Raw genomic sequence first — 17821 nt, forward strand, 5'->3', positions numbered from 1 at the left:
TTCACGCGCCGGCTCTCAAGGCACTCTTGTCTCAAGTCCCGCAGCGCCGCCTCTCGCGGATGTGAGTGTTGTCCGGGCGATAAATCTGCGATCCGGTAAAACATCATGACAAAGTCCCGCTCCCTCGTCCTTCAAGCCGTCGCGGCGCTCGGCCTTATGCTCGCGCCCGCCCTCAGCCATGGCGCGTGCGCGCAACCTGCGGCGGCGCCCGCGACATTCACCCTCGGCAACGGCCTTCGCGTGGTGGTCATCCCCGATCACCGCACGCCGGTGGTCACGCAGATGATCTGGTACAAGGTCGGCTCCGCCGACGAGACGCCGGGCAAATCCGGCCTCGCGCATTTTCTCGAACACCTGATGTTCAAGGGCACCGCGGCGCATCCGGCGGGAGAGTTCTCGCAACTCGTGTCCCGCATCGGAGGCAACGAAAACGCCTTCACGTCCTACGATTACACCGCCTATTACCAGCGCGTGGCGCGCGACAAACTCGCAACCATGCTGGCCTTCGAGGCCGACCGCATGACCGGCCTCATCCTCAAGGACGAGAACGTGCTGCCGGAGCGCGACGTGGTGCTCGAGGAATACAACATGCGGGTCGGCAACAGCCCGGATGCGCGGCTGACCGAGCAGATCATGGCCGCGCTGTATCTCAACCATCCCTATGGCCGTCCGGTGATCGGATGGCATCAGGAAATCGAGAAACTCAACCGCGAGGACGCGCTGGAGTTCTACAAGCGCTTCTATGCGCCGAATAACGCCACGCTGATTCTCGCAGGCGACGTCACGGTGGAGGACGTGCGCCCGATGGTCGAAGCCGCCTACGGCAAGATCCCGCCGCAGCCTTCGATTCCGCCGCGCCGGATCAGGCCGCAGGAGCCGACGCCCGCGGGTCCGCGCACCGTCACGCTGGCCGATCCGCGTGTCGAGCAGCCCAGCGTGCGCCGCTACTATCTCGTGCCGTCGTCGGTCACCGCCGCGCCGGAGCAGAGCGCCGCGCTTGAAGTGCTGGCGCAACTGATGGGCACCGGCAGCAATTCGCTGCTCTATCGCGCGCTGGTGGTGGACAAGCCGCTCGCGGTCAGCGCGGGCGCCTGGTACCAGGGCACGGGAGTGGACCCGACCCAGTTCGGCATTTCAGCTTCGCCCAAACCCGGCGTCGAATTCCCGCAGGTCGAGCAGGCCATCGACGAGGTGATCGCGAAGCTGGCGCAAACGCCTGTCTCCGCGGAAGACCTCGAACGCACCAAGACCCAGATGATCGCGCAGGCAGTTTATGCGCAGGACAGCCAGACCGCGCTCGCCCGCTGGTATGGCGCGGCCATCACTGTCGGCCTCAGTGTCGAGGATGTGAGGGCGTGGCCGGACCGCATCCGCGCGGTGACTGCCGAACAGGTCCGTCAGGCTGCGCAGACATGGCTCGACAGGAAGCGGTCCGCCACCGGCTATCTCATCAAGGAGCCGGCTCCGGCCAGCGCGAAGCGCGAGGAGAAACGCTCGTGATTGTCACCCGCCGTCAATTGCCCGCGCTCGCCGCGGCATTCCTCGCCGCCGCCACGTCGCTTGGCGCCTTCGTCACATCCGCGTCCGCCGCCGCCAAGGTGCAGCGCGTGGTGTCGCCCGGCGGCATCGAGGCCTGGTTCGTTCAGGACGCCACCGTGCCGCTGGTGGCGATGGAATATGCCTTCACCGGCGGCTCGTCGCAGGACCCGGCCGAGAAGCCCGGCACCGGATCGCTCACCGCCAACATGCTGGATGAGGGCGCAGCCGATCTCGACTCGAAGACGTTTCACGAGCGTCTCGAGCGCCGCGCCATCGAAATGAGCTTCTCGGTGACCCGCGATTATCTCCGCGGCTCGATGCGGATGCTGAAGGAACACAGCGACGAGGCCTTCGGCCTGCTGAAGCTGGCGCTGACCTCCCCGCGTTTCGACAGCGAACCGCTGGAGCGCGTCCGCGCGCAGATGCTGTCCAATGCGCGCCGCGAAAGCACCAATCCGGTCTCGATCGCGGGCCGCAAGTTCTGGGAGCAGGCCTACGGCACGCATCCCTATGCGCGCGCGCCGAACGGCACGCTGGAAAGCCTGCCGGCGATTCAGGCCGCCGATCTGAAGGACTACGCCAAGCGCGTGATCGCCCGCGACACGCTGAAGATCGCCGTGGTCGGCGACATCACGCCGGAAGCCCTCGGCAAGCTGCTCGACACCGCGTTCGGCGCCTTGCCCGCGAAGGCGGAGCTTGTCCCGGTGCCGATGGTCGAGGCCGCCAAGCCGCCGAAGCATACGTCCGCCATTGTCGATGTCCCGCAGACCTCGGTGAATTTCGGCGGGCCGGGAATCGCGCGCAACGATCCCGATTTCATGGCGGCCTACATCGTCAATCACATTCTCGGCGGCGGCACGCTCTCGACGAGGCTTTACAAGGAAGTCCGCGAAAAGCGCGGGCTGGTCTATTCGGTCTCCGAATCGCTGATCTGGATGAAGAAGTCGTCGCTGTTCGCCGGCGCCACCGCGACCCGCGCCGACAAGGCGAAGGAAACGCTCGACACCATCAGCGCCGAAATCGCGCGCATGGGCAGCGAAGGCCCGACGCAGAAGGAACTGGACGAGGCGAAATCCTATCTCAAGGGATCGCAGATGCTGGCGCTGGATACGTCGTCGAAATTCGCCACCGCGCTGCTGCAGTACCAGATCGACGAACTCGGCATCGACTATATCGAAAAGCGCAACGCCATCGTCGATGCGGTGACGCTGGAAGACACCAAGCGCGTCGCCAAACGCATCTGGGGCCAGGGCCTGCTCAGTGTCAGCGTCGGGCGCGCCGCGCAGGCGGCGACCGAGCCGCCTCCCCACACCGCGCCGAAGGCTAACTGACGCGCAGCACAAGTCCTGCGGGCCGCCCTCATGATCCGTCTCGCACGCCCTGAAGATACGGCCACCGTCGCGGCCATCGTCCATGCCGCCTATGTCGGCTATCAGACCAGCATCGGCACCACGCCCGGTCCGATGCTGGATGATTACGGCGATCTCGTCGCGCGGAAGCTGGTGCATGTTCTTGAGGAAAACGGCGAGATTGCCGGCCTCGTTGTGCTGATCCCGGAAGAGCGGGCGATGTTGCTGGACAATGTCGCGGTTCACCCGGCAGCGCAGGGCCGCAAACTCGGATCGCGCCTGATCGCCTTCGCCGAACAGCAGGCCCGCGCCGCCGGCCATGACAGCATCCGCCTTTATACGCAGGAACTGATGACCGAGAACCGCGCGCGCTATGCGCATCTCGGCTTTGTCGAGACCCACCGCGCCGAAGAGAAGGGTCTCAAGCGCGTCTACATGACCAAGCGGCTTTCGCCTACTTGAACAGCGGCGTGCCGGGAATGAAGGCGTCGAATGCCGCCCAGAACTGCTGGCGGTAACGATCCTGCTCCTGCAGGATTTCATGCTTGGAGCCGGCGATCACCAGATGCGAACCGGCGCGCAGGTGATAGGCGAATTCCTCGATCGCCGCGGTCGAGACGATGGTATCGCTGCTGGCGGCCATCATCAGGATCGGCAACCTGATCTGCGAGGGATAGCTCGCCTCGCGAAATTCCACGATCGCGCGGAACGCGCTGTCGGCCCAGGCAATCGTCGGCGACGCGATGCCGAGTGTCGGGTCTTCCTCATAGATCGCAGCATTGCGCGCGTAGCGCACCGGGTCCGACGTCAGCGGATTGTTGACGAAGCTCGTGGTGCCGGTCAGATCTCCGGTGCCGCCGGGCACGTAGCGGCCGCCCATGCCGAGCCAGCGCAGCGTGCGCACCAGAATGCGCGTCGGCAATTTGGTCGCATAGCCCGGCAGGTCGATCATCGGCGCGGACAGCACCATGCGGTCGAACCAGCGCTTGCCGGCATGTGCCACCCGCAGCATCACCGCGCCGCCCATCGAATGGGCAAGCGCGTAATAGGGCGGCGGACAGTCCGGCATCATCACCTGCTGCACGAAGGTTTCGACATCGACCTCGAAGTCGGAAAACCTGTGGACGTAGCCCTTGCGCGGATCGCGCAACTGCCGCGAGGAATGTCCTTGCCCGCGCCAGTCGATCATCGCGACCGCGAAGCCGCGCTCGCGCAATTCGCGCACCGTCTCGAAATATTTTTCGATGCTCTCGCCGCGCCCGGTGAAGACGCAGACCGTCCCTTTGCGATTGGCAGGCGGCTGCCAGCGCGCAAAGCGCAGTTCGGCGCCGTCGGGCGTCTTGATGGTCCCGCTGACCACATGGTCGGGAACGGGATTGGCGGGGATGGAAACGAGCGTCATGAGGACCGTGAGTCTAAGGACAACGTAAATCTATCGGCTCCGTCATGCCCGGCCTTCTGCCGGGTATCCACGGCTTTCTTGGAGGACCAAACTCCAAAGCCAAGACGTGGATGGCCGGGACATAGGTGTTCTTTAGAACGCCGTTCTTGCGAACGGCTATGCCCGGCCATGACGAAAATTCGGGTATTCAGCGGGCATATGGAGCCCTTGAAAGGAATAACACCCCTCCCATATCAGTTTCGTGCAGGCCAGTTAAGGCTGCACGCAGAACGAAAACCCGGCCCAATGGCGGGTTGTCTGCTCTTTGCAAAAGAGTGGCGCGTTGTGCATGCGAGACGGTCCTTGGAGGCGGCGCGAGCGCTGCCCGCTGGCTGTCCGTCCCGCCTGAGAACGCGCCGGTCGCTCACTTTGGAGGACTAACATGCGTAGCTTCGATCTCACCCCCTTCTATCGTTCCACCGTCGGCTTTGACCGTCTTTTCTCGCTGCTCGACCAGAGCGCCAGCGAAAGCGCGCCGGGCTACCCGCCCTACAACATCGAGCGCACCGGCGAAAACAACTTCCGGATTTCCGTCGCAGTCTCCGGCTTCTCGCCGAATGAAATCTCGATCGTCGCCAAGGAAAACACCCTGACGATCAAGGGCGAAAAAGCCGCCAACGAAAACGGCCAGACCTCCGAGGTGCTCTATCGCGGCATCGCGTCGCGCGCCTTCGAGCGCCAGTTCCAGCTTGCCGATTTCGTGCAGGTGAAGAACGCCTCGCTGGAGAACGGCCTGCTTCATGTCGATCTCGTCCGCGAGATTCCCGAAGCCGCCAAGCCGCGCCAGATTCCGATCACCACCTCGGCCCCTGCGCAGAAGGTCGCCGCCGAGCAGGCCGCGGCCTAACTCTCAGGCTTATCGAACCTCCCCGACTCGAAACGCCCCGGTGCCCCGGGGCGTTTTTTTATCGTCCGCCGTGACCGTGCAATGGCTGCCCCCGGTACTACTCCAGCGTCTGCACGTCGGGCATCGCCTGCGTCGGCCATAGTTTCAGCGTCGATGGCGCGGCCGCGCCGGCAACCCCGACGGTGGTCGCAGACTTGCTTTCGGCAACCACGGGCTTTGCTGCTGCAGGTGAAGCGGGCGCATCCGCCTGCTGCGCGGGCACGGGTGACGCTGCCGTTGCCTTTGGCTGCGAGGACTGTGCATTGCGGCTGGCGGCTTTCGGGGCAGAGCGAGCCGACACTTTCGGCACCGGGGCCGGCGGACGCGGCTTGTGATGCAGGTCGAGCAGCGATCCGCGCCGGTTTTCATAGCCGGCATAAGCCACCGGCGGCGGACCCGGCGGGCCATAGACCGCCATGGTCCGCTCATCGACGGCCAGCGCGGGAATGAAACGGATGATCTGTCCGGTGCGGGCGTCGATAATCAGCCGCCCGTCTTCCCCTCTCCGGTCCATCGCCGCGACCGTATAAATCCAGCCGCGCTGGGTGACCCGGCCGAGCGGCGAAAATCCGCTCGCGCGCAGCACAGACGCGACCTGCTCCGGCGGCAGCATCGGACGCGCGGCGGGGCCGGACCGGGCGTAACGGGATGACGGGATCACGGCGGAGGGACCAGCGCCGTAAGGCCCCGGCGCATAGGGCCGTTCGTCGTAATAGCGCTCGCTGCGCGGCGGATAATAGGCCGGAGGCGGCAATGGATCGTCATCCTCGAGCACACGCACGCGCGGCATCTCGATCCGGATATCGTCCACCACCGGCAGATCGTCCGCGGCCCGAACCGGAGACGCGGCGATGGTGCCGGTCGCAAAAATCGCCCCGGCAGCCACGATCGCGGGCCGGATCATCCTGGAAAACAGCATCATCACGCCTTATCTCCCCTGTTGTCCCTGAGCGGCTCTGCGGCCGCCTGAGGTCCGGTCGCAAGCGTCAATCGGGAATTCGGCGGAGCTAGGACCGGATGGCGGCGGGATTGCCGTATTCGTGAGGCATCGCGGCCACAGCCCGGTGCATTGCAGTGTCCCGGCCTCCGGAACGGCTGGCACCGCTTGCGGGCAGCAGCGGGTTCCGGGACCGCTCGCTTCGCAAAAGCACTGATTTCAGCGCTGTTTGCTGCGTTCGTTCGCCGGACAGACGCCCGCACCGAAGGCGCGGCAGGCGTGCAAACCCGCACACTGGCGGGGGACTCCCGCGCGCTTGTATGATAGGAAAAAGTTTGGCAATCTGGAGGTTAGGACAGGATCGCTGTCCCAATTTCCGGGCCAATTCCCGGCACGGCGTTTGCAGCGCCGGTAGTATTCGCAGGCCGCTCGGCAGCCGGAAACGGCGCGCGCGAACTGCACTTTCGAAAGCAAGGCTCGTGACAACGCGAGCGGTGGCCCCGAGGTTTCCTCAACCGGAAATTTCCGAAGGGTGCCGCGAACGCCGGAGCTGCGGCCAAAACGGGTCAAAATAGACTGCCTCTAAAGTGAGGCGTGAGGATGAGAATGAGCGGGTCAGAGTTCGAGCGACAACAAATCGAGGTGGATGCGCTGGCGGCGGATCCGGCCTTGAAACCGCGCGAACATAACTGGCGTCCGGAAGCCGCCGGTCTCTACGATCCGTCGCTGGAAAAGGATTCCTGTGGCGTCGGCTTCATTGCCAACATCAAGGGCAAGAAGTCGCATCAGATCGTTGCCGACGCAATCAGCATTCTCTGCAACCTCGAGCATCGGGGCGCTGTCGGCGCCGATCCGCGCGCTGGCGACGGCGCGGGCATCCTGGTTCAGATTCCGCACGCCTTCTTCGCCCGCAAGGCGAAGGAAGAAGGCTTCAGCCTGCCCGCTCCCGGCAAGTACGCCGTCGGCTCGATGTTCATGCCGCGCGAGAAGCCGTGGCGGGATGTGATCCAGAGCATCATCACCGACAAGATCAAGTCGGAAGGCCTGCTGCTGCTCGGCTGGCGCGAGGTTCCGACCGACAACTCCTCGCTCGGCGAAACCGTGAAGCCGACCGAACCGCATTGCATGCAGGTGTTCATCGGCTGCGGCGACTGCGCCGACGAGGACGACTTCGAGCGCCGTCTCTACATCCTGCGCAAGGCGATCTCGAACGCGATCTACCAGCGCCGCGAACGCGCGCTCGCCGGTTATTATCCGGTGTCGATCTCGTGCCGCACCATCGTCTACAAGGGCATGTTCCTCGCCGACCAGCTCGGCAAGTATTATCCCGACCTGCACGAACCGGATTTCGAATCCGCGCTCGCGCTGGTGCATCAGCGCTTCTCCACCAACACCTTCCCGGCATGGTCGCTGGCGCATCCCTATCGCATGGTCGCGCATAACGGCGAAATCAACACGCTGCGCGGCAACGTCAACTGGATGGCCGCGCGTCAGGCTTCGGTCTCCTCCGAGAAGTTCGGCGAGGACATCGAGAAGCTGTGGCCGATTTCCTATGAAGGCCAGTCGGACACCGCCTGCTTCGACAACGCGCTCGAATTCCTTGTGCAGGGCGGCTACTCGCTGTCGCACGCGATGATGATGCTTGTGCCCGAAGCCTGGGCCGGCAATCCGCTGATGAGCGAAGAGCGCCGCTCGTTCTACGAATATCACGCCGCACTGATGGAGCCGTGGGACGGCCCGGCGGCGATTGCCTTCACCGACGGCCGCCAGATCGGAGCGACGCTGGACCGCAACGGTCTTCGCCCCGCGCGCTATCTCGTCACCAGGGACGATCGCATTGTCATGGCGTCGGAAATGGGCGTGCTGACGATTCCGGAAGACCAGATCGTCACCAAGTGGCGGCTGCAGCCGGGCAAGATGCTGCTGGTCGACCTGCAGGAAGGCCGTCTCATTCCGGACGACGAGATCAAGGCCGAGCTGGCCAAGAGTCATCCCTATCGCCAGTGGCTCGACAACACCCAGATCGTGCTTGAGGAAATGGCGGACGCGCCGGCCAAGGCTGCGCGCTCGAACCTGTCGCTGCTCGATCGCCAGCAGGCGTTCGGCTACAGCCAGGAAGACCTCAACGTGCTGATGACGCCGATGGCGTCCACCGGCGAGGAAGCCGCCGGCTCCATGGGCACCGACACGCCGCTGTCGGCGCTGTCGAACAAGCCGAAGTCGCTGTTCACCTACTTCAAGCAGAACTTCGCGCAGGTGACCAACCCGCCGATCGACCCGATCCGCGAAGAACTGGTGATGAGCCTCGTCTCCATCATCGGCCCGCGCCCGAACCTGTTCGACATCGAAGGCCTGTCCAAGACCAAGCGCCTCGAAGTGCGTCAGCCGATCCTGACCGACGCGGACCTTGAAAAGATCCGTTCGATCTCGGATGTCGCCGACAATCACTTCAACTCGCGCACGCTCGACACCACCTTCCATGCCGGCCTCGGCGCTTCGGGCATGGAGCAGGTGCTGGAAGAACTGTGCGGCCGCGCGGAAGCCGCGGTGCGTGAAGGCGTCAACATCATCATCCTGTCGGACCGCGCTGCCGGCTCGGACCGCATTCCGATTCCGTCGCTGCTGGCGACCGCCGCCGTGCATCATCACCTGATCCGCACGGGGCTTCGCACCTCGGTCGGCCTCGTGATCGAATCCGGCGAACCGCGCGAAGTGCATCACTTCGCCTGTCTCGCGGGCTACGGCGCCGAAGCGATCAACCCGTATCTGGCGTTCGAGTCCATCATCGCGATGAAGGACCAGTTGCCCGCGAAGCTCGACGACAAGGAAATCGTCAAGCGCTACATCAAGTCGATCGGCAAGGGCCTGCTCAAGGTGATGTCGAAGATGGGCATCTCGACCTATCAGTCCTATTGCGGCGCGCAGATTTTCGACGCCGTCGGCCTGAAGGCGGATTTCGTCGCGAAGTATTTCGCCGGCACCCACACCCGCATCGAGGGCGTGGGCCTTGCCGAGATCGCCGAGGAAACCACGCGCCGTCACAACGAGGCGTTCGGCGACGATCAGATCTACAAGACCGCGCTGGATGTCGGCGGCGAATACGCCTTCCGCACCCGCGGCGAGGACCATGCGTGGAACGCCGAGACCGTATCGCTGCTGCAGCATGCGGTGCGCGGCAACTCGCAGGACCGCTACCGCGCCTTCGCCAAGGTGCTGAACGAGCAGTCCGAAAAGCTGCTGACCCTGCGCGGCCTGTTCAAGATCAAGTCCGCCGAGGACGACAAGCGCAAGCCTGTACCGCTCGATGAAGTCGAGCCGGCCAAGGAGATCGTCAAGCGCTTCGCCACCGGCGCGATGTCGTTCGGCTCGATCTCGCGCGAGGCCCACACCACGCTCGCGATTGCGATGAACCGGATCGGCGGCAAGTCGAACACCGGCGAAGGCGGCGAGGAAGCCGACCGCTTCAAGCCGATGGCGAACGGCGACTCGATGCGCTCGGCCATCAAGCAGGTGGCCTCGGGCCGTTTCGGCGTGACGACGGAATATCTCGTCAACTCCGACATGATGCAGATCAAGATGGCGCAGGGCGCGAAGCCCGGCGAAGGCGGACAATTGCCCGGCCACAAGGTCGACGCGACCATCGCCCGCGTCCGCCACTCGACGCCGGGCGTCGGCCTGATCTCGCCGCCGCCGCATCACGACATCTATTCCATCGAAGACCTCGCGCAGCTCATCTACGACCTCAAGAACGTCAATCCGGACGGTCAGGTCTCGGTGAAGCTGGTCTCGGAAATCGGCGTCGGCACGGTTGCCGCCGGCGTCGCCAAGGCGCGCGCGGATCACGTGACCATCTCCGGCTTCGAAGGCGGCACCGGCGCTTCGCCGCTGACCTCGATCAAGCATGCGGGTTCGCCGTGGGAGCTCGGCATCGCCGAAACCCACCAGACCCTGGTGCGGGAACGTCTTCGCTCGCGGATCGTCGTTCAGGTCGACGGCGGTTTCCGCACCGGCCGCGACGTCGTGATCGGCGCGCTGCTCGGCGCCGACGAAATGGGCTTTGCCACCGCGCCGCTGATCGCGGCGGGCTGCATCATGATGCGCAAGTGCCATCTCAACACCTGCCCGGTCGGCGTCGCGACGCAGGACCCGGTGCTGCGCAAGCGCTTCACCGGCCAGCCCGAGCACGTCATCAACTACTTCTTCTTCGTCGCCGAGGAAGTGCGCGAGATCATGGCGTCCATGGGCTTCCGCACCTTCCAGGAAATGGTCGGCCAGAGCCAGATGCTCGACCAGTCCAAGCTGGTGGCGCACTGGAAGGCCAAGGGCCTCGACTTCTCCAAGCTGTTCTTCAAGCAGCCTGCTTTGCCCGGCCAGAAGATCTATCACGCCGAAGCGCAGGACCATCATCTTGAGAACGTGCTCGACCGTACCCTGATCAAGGAAGCGCAGGCGGCGATCGACCGCGGCGCGCCGGTGAAGATCGAGGCGGAAATCCACAACACCGACCGCAGCGCCGGCGCGATGCTGTCCGGCGTTGTGGCCAAGACCTACGGCCATACCGGCCTGCCGCTCGACACCATCCATGTCAGCCTCAAGGGCACGGCGGGTCAGGCGTTCGGCGCCTGGCTGGCGCGCGGCGTCACCTTCGATCTCGAAGGCGAAGGCAACGACTATGTCGGCAAGGGCCTGTCCGGCGGACGCATCATCGTCAAGCCGCCGCATAATTCGGGCATCGTGCCGGAAGAATCGATCATCGTCGGCAACACCGTGATGTACGGCGCCATCGAAGGCGAGTGCTACTTCCGCGGCGTCGCGGGCGAGCGATTTGCCGTGCGCAACTCGGGCGCCGTCGCGGTCGTCGAGGGCGCGGGCGATCACTGCTGCGAATACATGACCGGCGGTATCGTCGTTGTGCTCGGCAAGACCGGCCGCAACTTCGCGGCGGGCATGTCCGGCGGGGTCGCCTATGTTCTCGATGAGGACGGCACGTTTGAAAAGCGCTGCAACATGGCGATGGTCGAACTCGAACCGATCCTCTCCGAGGAGATGGTCAATGAGCGCGCCTATCACATGAGCGGCGATCTGGAAGCCCATGGCCGCGTCGACGTGTTTGCCAATCTGCTCGGCGAGGACGTGGAGCGCCTGCATGTGCTGATCACGCGCCACGCCAAGCTCACCGGCTCGGCCCGCGCGCAGCACATCCTTGCGAACTGGAAGGACTATCTGCCGAAGTTCCGCAAGGTGATGCCGGTCGAATACCGCCGCGCGCTGAAAGAAATGAAATCGCGCGAGCCGGAAGAACCGAAAATCGCGATCGGGGCGTAAGAACTAACTTTACGTCATTGCGAGCGCAGCGAAGCAATCCACTCTAAGAGCCAAAAGATGGATTGCTTCGTCGCTACGCTCCTCGCAATGACACCGAAACTTTGAAGGGGCGTCGGGTCTAAAATGGGTAAGCCTACAGGTTTTCTTGAGATCGAGCGGCACGACCGCAAGTATGAGCCGGTCGCCGAGCGGGTGAAGAATTTCAAGGAATTCGTCATTCCGCTGAACGAGAAGGATCTCCGCGACCAGGCCGCGCGCTGCATGAACTGCGGCATTCCTTATTGCCACGGCACCGGCTCGGTTCAGCCCGGCACGCCCGGCTGCCCGGTCAACAACCAGATCCCGGACTGGAACGACCTTGTCTACAAGGGCGACTGGCAGGAAGCCTCGCGCACCCTGCACTCGACCAACAACTTCCCCGAATTCACCGGCCGCATCTGCCCCGCGCCGTGCGAGGCGTCCTGCACCCTGAACATCGACGACAACCCGGTCACCATCAAGACCATCGAATGCGCCATCGTGGATCGCGCTTGGGACAGCGGCTGGCTCAAGCCTGAAATCGCCCCGACCCAGACCGGCAAGAAGGTCGCCGTGGTCGGCTCCGGCCCGGCAGGTCTCGCCTGCGCGCAGCAGCTCGCACGCGCCGGTCACGACGTCCATGTGTTCGAGAAGTTCGCCAAGGCCGGCGGCCTGCTTCGCTACGGCATTCCGGACTTCAAGATGGAGAAGGACATCATCGACCGCCGCGTGGCGCAGATGGAAGCCGAAGGCGTGACCTTCCACTACAACACGCCGGTCGGCGGCGCTTACGCCGGCGCGGTCGATCCGCAGGACCTTCTCAAGGCCTATGACGCCGTGGCGCTGACCGGCGGCGCGGAAGCCTCGCGCGACCTGCCGATTCCGGGCCGCGACCTCGACGGCATCCACTTCGCCATGGAATTCCTGCCGCAGCAGAACCGCCGCGTCGGCAACGAGCCGCTCGGCGATGTCCGCGAGATTCTTGCCGGCGGCAAGGATGTGGTGGTGATCGGCGGCGGCGACACCGGCTCCGACTGCATCGGCACCTCGATCCGTCAGGGCGCGAAGTCGGTCACCCAGCTTGAAATCATGCCCGCCCCGCCGGAGCGCGAGAACAAGGCGCTGACCTGGCCGAACTGGCCGCTGAAGATGCGCACCTCCTCGAGCCAGGCCGAGGGCGCGGACCGCGAATACGCGGTGCTGACCCAGAAATTCTCCGGCCGCGACGGCAAGGTCACCACGCTGCATTGCGTCCGCGTCGACGAGAAGATGCAGCCGATCCCGGGCAGCGAATTCGAGCTGAAGGCCGACCTGGTGCTGCTGGCGATGGGCTTCGTCCATCCGGTGCATGAAGGCATGCTCAAGAAGCTCGGCGTCGAACTCGACCCGCGCGGCAATGTGCGCGCCTCGACCAGCAACTACCAGACCTCGCTGGCCAAGGTGTTCTCCTCTGGCGACATGCGCCGCGGGCAATCCCTGGTCGTGTGGGCGATCCGCGAAGGCCGCCAGTGCGCTGCCGCCATCGACCAGCATCTGATGGGCGCGACCACGCTGCCCCGTTAGTTGCAGATGACCTTTGCCATCTACATCGCAGCAGCCCTCGCCGAAATCGGGGGCTGTTTTGCTTTCTGGGCGTGGCTGCGGCTCGGCAAATCCATCTGGTGGCTTGCCCCGGGCGTCGTGTCGCTGATGCTGTTCGCCTACTTCCTGACGCTGGTGCCGAGCGATGCCGCCGGGCGCGCCTATGCCGCCTATGGCGGCGTTTATATTATCGCGTCGCTGGCATGGCTGTGGCTGATGGAAGGCGTGCGGCCCGACCGATGGGACTTAGCAGGTGCCGCGCTATGTTTGATTGGCGCCGCCGTGATCCTGTTCGGGCCGCGCTCGGTCTGATCACAGAAAAAGCCCCGTCCGTGACGGGGCTTTTCCGTTCGCATCATCCAGTGCTGCTGCTCAGACACTGTTACGCGATGATGCGAGCACTACTCGATCACGCGGACCACGCGGCGGGTCCGCGGCTCCACGATCACGCGGCGATCGTTGACCACCGCATAGCGGTACTCGGTATGGCGCGGCACCGGGCGCAACTCGACATACTCCGGCAGCGGTTCGCCGACCACCACGCGCTCCTTCACCACGACCGACGGTCCGGGAAGGCCGGTGACCGACGAAATCACCGCCGCGGGAATGTCGATGGCAGTGCCGACCGCCGCGCCGACCGTGCCGCCAACCGCGCCTCCGACGGGGCCGCCGATGGCATGACCGGTCGCAGCGCCCTCGCGTGCGCCTTCCACCGTTGCGCTCTGTGCAAAGGCAATGCCCGGCGTCAGTGCAATCACCGCAACGGCCATGGCGTTCCGAATCTTCATGTCATCCTCCATTCAACAAGAGGGTGACCAACTGCAGGAGGCGCGAAGTGTTCCTGAGAATAGTGCTCGGGAACCCGTGAAAATTTATGCGGAACCTGCCACTGCAGGAAATGTCGTGACCGCGCGTCATTACGAGCCAACGGAATGACAGTCAGCCGCGCTGATTAATCCTTCTGAATCCAGAACTGGTACATCGCTGCGAAGGTCGCGGGATTTTCGGCCTCGAAGGTCGCCCAGTTGGCCAGATTGGTCGCCGCGCGATCCTCCGGAAACCGCTGCAGGTAGCTGGTGCGCGTCGGGGTCTCGAAGCCGAGGAAGGTGAATCCGCTCTCGTGCAGAAATTCCGCGATCTGCGGAATCGAGAACTGGTGCTCTTGCACATGAAACAGCAGGTCGCGGCATTCGCTGGTGCTGAAGAAATCGCTGAAGTTCGTAAGATTATGCAGTTCATCGCCGGGCGCGCGGCCTGACGCCTCGGCGCGCAGGCGGCGCACTTCAGCCACCGAATAGTCCCTGCCCTCTCTGCCGAGAAGATCGCGCGCCGCATTGATGTCGCGCCGCGCCGCCGCGCTGTAAAGCCCGATATGCATCAGCCCGCCGGGGCGCAGCAGGCCTGCCAGCCTGCGCCATCCGGTCAGCGGTTCTTTCAGGTGATGCAGCACGCCGCTGGAATCGATGATGTCGAATGTCCTGTCGCTCCCGAGCGCGAGAATGTCGCCCTGGGCGTAGCGCAGGTTGGTCAGCCCAAGCTCGCGGGTCTTGCGGATGGCATAGCCGAGACTTGCAAGACTGAGGTCGATGGCCAGCACATTCGCCGCCTGGAATTGCTGCGCGCGCTGGATCGCATGCTGTCCGGTGCCGCATCCCGCGATCAGCACCTCCATGGTGCGGTTGCCGAGCGGCTTGTATGGCACACCGGGAAACCGCATGGCGATATAGGCATCAATCGGCAGCGCCTGCGTGTCCGCAAACACCCTGCTCCATCGCGGATAGGGATTTTCCTCATACTGCGCGCGGACTTTTTCCGAGACCTCGTCCTCGATCGCGGTCAACTTCTCGATCGTGCGCTGAATGTCCCGCTCGCCCTGCCAGTCGACGATGTGCTGCCGGATCAGCGCCGCCATGGCATCGGGCCAGACCTGTTTGGCGAGTTTCTCCGCGCCGGGAACGGAATGCAGCGGAAGGTAGCTTGCGAGCACCGCGAGGCGGAGAGGCGCAACGGCTGCATTTTGCGCGATGGCGTCCGCGACATCGGCGCGAAGCGTTTCAACCTGCGCGCTTTCGTCGCCGGACAGATCGAAGACATATTCATTGAGGAAACCCTGCTGGCCGAGCGCGCTCACCAGCGCCAGCCACGCAGTGTCATCCTCAAGCGCGCCGGTAGCGATATCGTTCAGTGCGGCGCGGCGGATCGCGGTCAGAACACGTTCGATGGCGAGCGTCGTCACCGGCGCCGAGGTCAGCAGCGCATTCAGCAATCCGTCACGGTCCAGCGCCGTCAGATCGGCCGTGCTGAACATTTCCGTCAGATGCGCCGTTCCATCGCGCGCGGCGTCCACGGCCCGGGCCATCGCCGGCGTGCGCAGCAGGATCGCACCCGCGATGGCCGACAGATCGCGCGGGCGGCACCATGGCTCGCGCAACGCACGCACCAGAAGGGAAACGAGATTCGAATCGGGTTTGACCGACGCCGGATCGAGCTGGCGCAACGCCATCACAAAGGTCGATTTCAGCCCCGGCGCGTCGTCGTTGCCCAATCCCTGCATCGCGGCGGCGAGCGCGTCGGACGCGCGGCCACGCAACAGCAGCAGCGCCGCGAGATTGTTGTGCGCGCCCGGAAACGAAGGATCGATCTCCAGCACCTTCCGGTTATGCACGATGGCCTCATCGTCCCGTCCGACATCCGAGAGAATGCGCGCCAGATTATAATGCGGCTCGGGATTGCGCCGGTCCGATGCGATGGCCTTGCGCAAGAGATCAATCGCGGCCTCGCTGTGACCGGCCTGATGGGCGAGCAAACCGAGATAGCCCAGCGCGCCGGTGTGGCGCGGATTGGCGGCGAGCACCTCGCGGTAATTCGCCTCCGCCTCGCGCATCCGCCCGGCCTGATGATGAGCAATGGCCTGCCGGAACAGTGTTTCTTCGAGAAAGCCGGATGACCGCGCAGCGTCCTTGCCGGATTTTCCTTCAGCCCGGCGTTGTTTTCTGTTCACGATCTCGACCTGATGGATGTTTCAGCGGCGCGGGACACTACGTCATCGGTTTGATGCGATCCAGATGCAGGACGGCGGCGATTACCAGCGTCCGAACCCGAAGAACCCCGAGAAAGGCGACGGGCTGACATTCCCCGATGGCCGCGCGAATCCGTCACGCGGGCCGCCCCGCTGGCGCTGCTGCGGCGGCGCGTTCGGATTGAACAGGCCCTGCACCACGACCTGCTGCTTTTTCGGCTTCGGCTTCGGCGGGGTTGCGCTATCCGCCGGTGCGCTGGCCACCACCGGATCGCTCGGCGGCGCACTGAGCACGCCGACCTCGCGGCGCGGCCAGGCAAAATCATCGGCGCGGCCGGCGGGCGGCGCGAGCGGTTCACCTTTCACCAGCGTGCGCGCGGCCAGCGCATCGACGGATGCCGGGCGCGTGCCGACACCGCCGAGCAGTTCATCGGTGCCGACCTGCGAGGCCACCAGCGGCATCACCGGCCCCATCAGCGGACGCGGCCCGGCTTCACCGGGGCGGATGTTGGCATCCGGTGCAAAGGTTTCGCTCGGCACCGCCAGCGGACCATCGGTATGGGCTGCGAGCACGCGGCGGATTTCCCGCTCGGTATAATGCGCCAGCTTGCGCGCGCCGGCCTTGGTGAAGAACACGCCATCGCCCGAGCGCAGGCGGCGAATCTGGCCCTCGAAGTCCGGGCCTTGTGTGGTGAAACGTCCGGCGTCATCGACGAAACCGTCCCAGACGTCGACATAGGTGATCCCGGCCTTGCCCGCGCCGTCGCGATAGAGCGCGTCGAGGAACAGCATGTCGGATGTCGCCTTCGGCCCGCGCACCGCGGGCAGTCCGACCCAGAGCACCGGCACGCCCTTGGATTTCAGGACGGCGATCATCTCCTCGATTTTCTTGGCGTAGAGTTCGACCCAGCGTTCGTCGCGGAAATCGTGCACGCCGCCGGCAGAGCGGCCTTTCTCCGGCGACATGATTTGCGGCTGATCGTCATCGTCGTCAGCAGCAGCGTCCGCATCGGACGCCTTGCTATCTGCGGTCTTGCTGTCGGCGCCGGTTTCAGCGGGTTTGTCGCCGGGCTTGGCCATTGCATCCTGTTCGTTCGGCTTGCCGCGCGAATCCTTCTTCGCGTTTTTCTTGTCGGCCTTGTCACCCGGTTTGGCATCGGGCTTCTTTTCAACCACCGGCTCGCGGATCGGAATGCGGTCGTGCAGGCCGAGCATCACCACGATCACGTCCGGCTTCTCTGTCGCGAGAATGCCTTTCGCTGCCGCCGCCCAGTCCGCCGGATCGCCCTTGGGCTGATACTTGATCAGGCCCGAGACGGTCTTGTGCTTGCGGATCACGCCGAGGTCCGGCGTTTCCGACAGCGCATCTTCCAGACCATAGGCCAGCCAGTCCGCCATGGCGTCGCCGAGCACCAGCACGTTGCGGTCGGCGGGGGTGTCGCGCTTGGCAGCGGCGGGCGCGCGGGAATAATCGACACGCGGCGCAGGCTGCTGACGGTCGGGGCCGAAGGCATCGCCGAACGGCGAGAAGAAACCGCCGCCACGCTGCGGCGCCGGGCGCTGCGGACGGCCGAAACCGAAATCGAAAAACTGCGCCGAGGCAGGCGCGACGATTCCGAACAGCATGGCGCCCGCGACGGCGAAGACCGCCAGCGGGCCTTTTCCGGTCAGGATGCGAAAAAAGGAGGTCCGTTTCGGCATGCGTCTCACAGCTCGGGCGGAAAAG

General features: G+C 64.7%; 12 protein-coding genes. 7 read left to right on the forward strand and 5 right to left on the reverse strand.

The window, feature by feature from the left end; all coding sequences use genetic code 11:
* The first annotated feature begins 156 nt into the window (after positions 1 to 156).
* Genes HMPREF9696_RS11845 through HMPREF9696_RS11855 form a run of 3 tightly spaced genes read left to right on the forward strand, consistent with a single transcriptional unit; the run spans position 157 to position 3350 of the window.
* A complete protein-coding gene (locus HMPREF9696_RS11845; protein WP_085946842.1) occupies positions 157 to 1500 on the forward strand; it encodes a M16 family metallopeptidase in 1344 nt (447 codons plus the stop codon).
* Positions 1497 to 2870, forward strand: a complete 1374-nt coding sequence (locus tag HMPREF9696_RS11850; RefSeq protein WP_002713252.1) for a M16 family metallopeptidase — start codon at positions 1497 to 1499, stop codon at positions 2868 to 2870. Before HMPREF9696_RS11845 ends, HMPREF9696_RS11850 begins: the two co-directional genes overlap by 4 nt.
* A gap of 30 nt (positions 2871 to 2900) precedes the next feature.
* Entirely contained in the window at positions 2901 to 3350 is a 450-nt protein-coding gene (locus HMPREF9696_RS11855; protein ID WP_002713253.1) for a GNAT family N-acetyltransferase, read from the forward strand.
* On the opposite strand, the gene HMPREF9696_RS11860 is transcribed toward HMPREF9696_RS11855, so the two are convergent.
* Complete coding sequence (locus HMPREF9696_RS11860) at positions 3343 to 4290, reverse strand: alpha/beta fold hydrolase (RefSeq protein ID WP_002713254.1); 948 nt, start codon at positions 4288 to 4290, stop codon at positions 3343 to 3345. The genes HMPREF9696_RS11855 and HMPREF9696_RS11860 overlap by 8 nt on opposite strands.
* Positions 4291 to 4711: 421 nt before the next feature.
* Here HMPREF9696_RS11860 and HMPREF9696_RS11865 point away from each other — a divergent pair, with 421 nt between their 5' ends.
* On the forward strand, positions 4712 to 5176 hold the full coding sequence (locus tag HMPREF9696_RS11865; protein ID WP_002713255.1) for an Hsp20 family protein: 465 nt from the start codon (positions 4712 to 4714) through the stop codon (positions 5174 to 5176).
* A gap of 97 nt (positions 5177 to 5273) precedes the next feature.
* Here HMPREF9696_RS11865 and HMPREF9696_RS11870 read toward each other — a convergent pair whose 3' ends face one another.
* On the reverse strand, positions 5274 to 6137 hold the full coding sequence (locus tag HMPREF9696_RS11870; protein ID WP_002713256.1) for a hypothetical protein: 864 nt from the start codon (positions 6135 to 6137) through the stop codon (positions 5274 to 5276).
* Between the two features lie 621 nt (positions 6138 to 6758).
* On the opposite strand from HMPREF9696_RS11870, the gene gltB reads away from it, so the two are divergent.
* From gltB to HMPREF9696_RS11885, 3 genes are all read left to right on the forward strand, one after another.
* Complete coding sequence (gene gltB, locus HMPREF9696_RS11875) at positions 6759 to 11477, forward strand: glutamate synthase large subunit (RefSeq protein ID WP_002713257.1); 4719 nt, start codon at positions 6759 to 6761, stop codon at positions 11475 to 11477.
* A 123-nt stretch (positions 11478 to 11600) separates the two neighbouring features.
* A complete protein-coding gene (locus HMPREF9696_RS11880) occupies positions 11601 to 13058 on the forward strand; it encodes a glutamate synthase subunit beta (RefSeq protein ID WP_002713258.1) in 1458 nt (485 codons plus the stop codon).
* A gap of 6 nt (positions 13059 to 13064) precedes the next feature.
* The gene (locus HMPREF9696_RS11885) at positions 13065 to 13388 is read left to right on the forward strand and encodes a YnfA family protein (RefSeq protein ID WP_002713259.1); all 324 of its coding nucleotides are present in this window, start codon (positions 13065 to 13067) and stop codon (positions 13386 to 13388) included.
* A gap of 89 nt (positions 13389 to 13477) precedes the next feature.
* Here the strand turns inward: HMPREF9696_RS11885 and HMPREF9696_RS11890 are convergent, their stop codons facing one another.
* From HMPREF9696_RS11890 to HMPREF9696_RS11900, 3 genes are all read right to left on the reverse strand, one after another.
* On the reverse strand, positions 13478 to 13864 hold the full coding sequence (locus HMPREF9696_RS11890; RefSeq protein WP_002713260.1) for a DUF1236 domain-containing protein: 387 nt from the start codon (positions 13862 to 13864) through the stop codon (positions 13478 to 13480).
* Positions 13865 to 14028: 164 nt separating this feature from the next.
* Positions 14029 to 16077: a class I SAM-dependent methyltransferase gene (locus tag HMPREF9696_RS11895; protein ID WP_040301397.1), complete on the reverse strand. Its 2049-nt coding sequence runs from the start codon at positions 16075 to 16077 to the stop codon at positions 14029 to 14031.
* An 81-nt stretch (positions 16078 to 16158) separates the two neighbouring features.
* On the reverse strand, positions 16159 to 17796 hold the full coding sequence (locus HMPREF9696_RS11900; protein ID WP_002713262.1) for an SGNH/GDSL hydrolase family protein: 1638 nt from the start codon (positions 17794 to 17796) through the stop codon (positions 16159 to 16161).
* Between the last annotated feature and the right edge of the window lie 25 nt (positions 17797 to 17821).

The sequence above is a fragment of the Afipia clevelandensis ATCC 49720 genome (assembly GCF_000336555.1).
GTDB classification, from domain to species: Bacteria; Pseudomonadota; Alphaproteobacteria; order Rhizobiales; family Xanthobacteraceae; genus Afipia; species Afipia clevelandensis.

Excerpts from the sequence above, each read along its gene's own strand:
- HMPREF9696_RS11845 (WP_085946842.1), top strand. The coding sequence starts at position 157 with ATGCTCGCGCCCGCCCTCAGCCATGGCGCGTGCGCGCAACCTGCGGCG.
- HMPREF9696_RS11855 (WP_002713253.1), top strand. The coding sequence starts at position 2,901 with ATGATCCGTCTCGCACGCCCTGAAGATACGGCCACCGTCGCGGCCATC.
- HMPREF9696_RS11860 (WP_002713254.1), bottom strand. The coding sequence starts at position 4,290 with ATGACGCTCGTTTCCATCCCCGCCAATCCCGTTCCCGACCATGTGGTC.
- HMPREF9696_RS11865 (WP_002713255.1), top strand. The coding sequence starts at position 4,712 with ATGCGTAGCTTCGATCTCACCCCCTTCTATCGTTCCACCGTCGGCTTT.
- HMPREF9696_RS11870 (WP_002713256.1), bottom strand. The coding sequence starts at position 6,137 with ATGATGCTGTTTTCCAGGATGATCCGGCCCGCGATCGTGGCTGCCGGG.
- gltB (WP_002713257.1), top strand. The coding sequence starts at position 6,759 with ATGAGCGGGTCAGAGTTCGAGCGACAACAAATCGAGGTGGATGCGCTG.
- HMPREF9696_RS11880 (WP_002713258.1), top strand. The coding sequence starts at position 11,601 with ATGGGTAAGCCTACAGGTTTTCTTGAGATCGAGCGGCACGACCGCAAG.
- HMPREF9696_RS11885 (WP_002713259.1), top strand. The coding sequence starts at position 13,065 with ATGACCTTTGCCATCTACATCGCAGCAGCCCTCGCCGAAATCGGGGGC.
- HMPREF9696_RS11890 (WP_002713260.1), bottom strand. The coding sequence starts at position 13,864 with ATGAAGATTCGGAACGCCATGGCCGTTGCGGTGATTGCACTGACGCCG.
- HMPREF9696_RS11900 (WP_002713262.1), bottom strand. The coding sequence starts at position 17,796 with ATGCCGAAACGGACCTCCTTTTTTCGCATCCTGACCGGAAAAGGCCCG.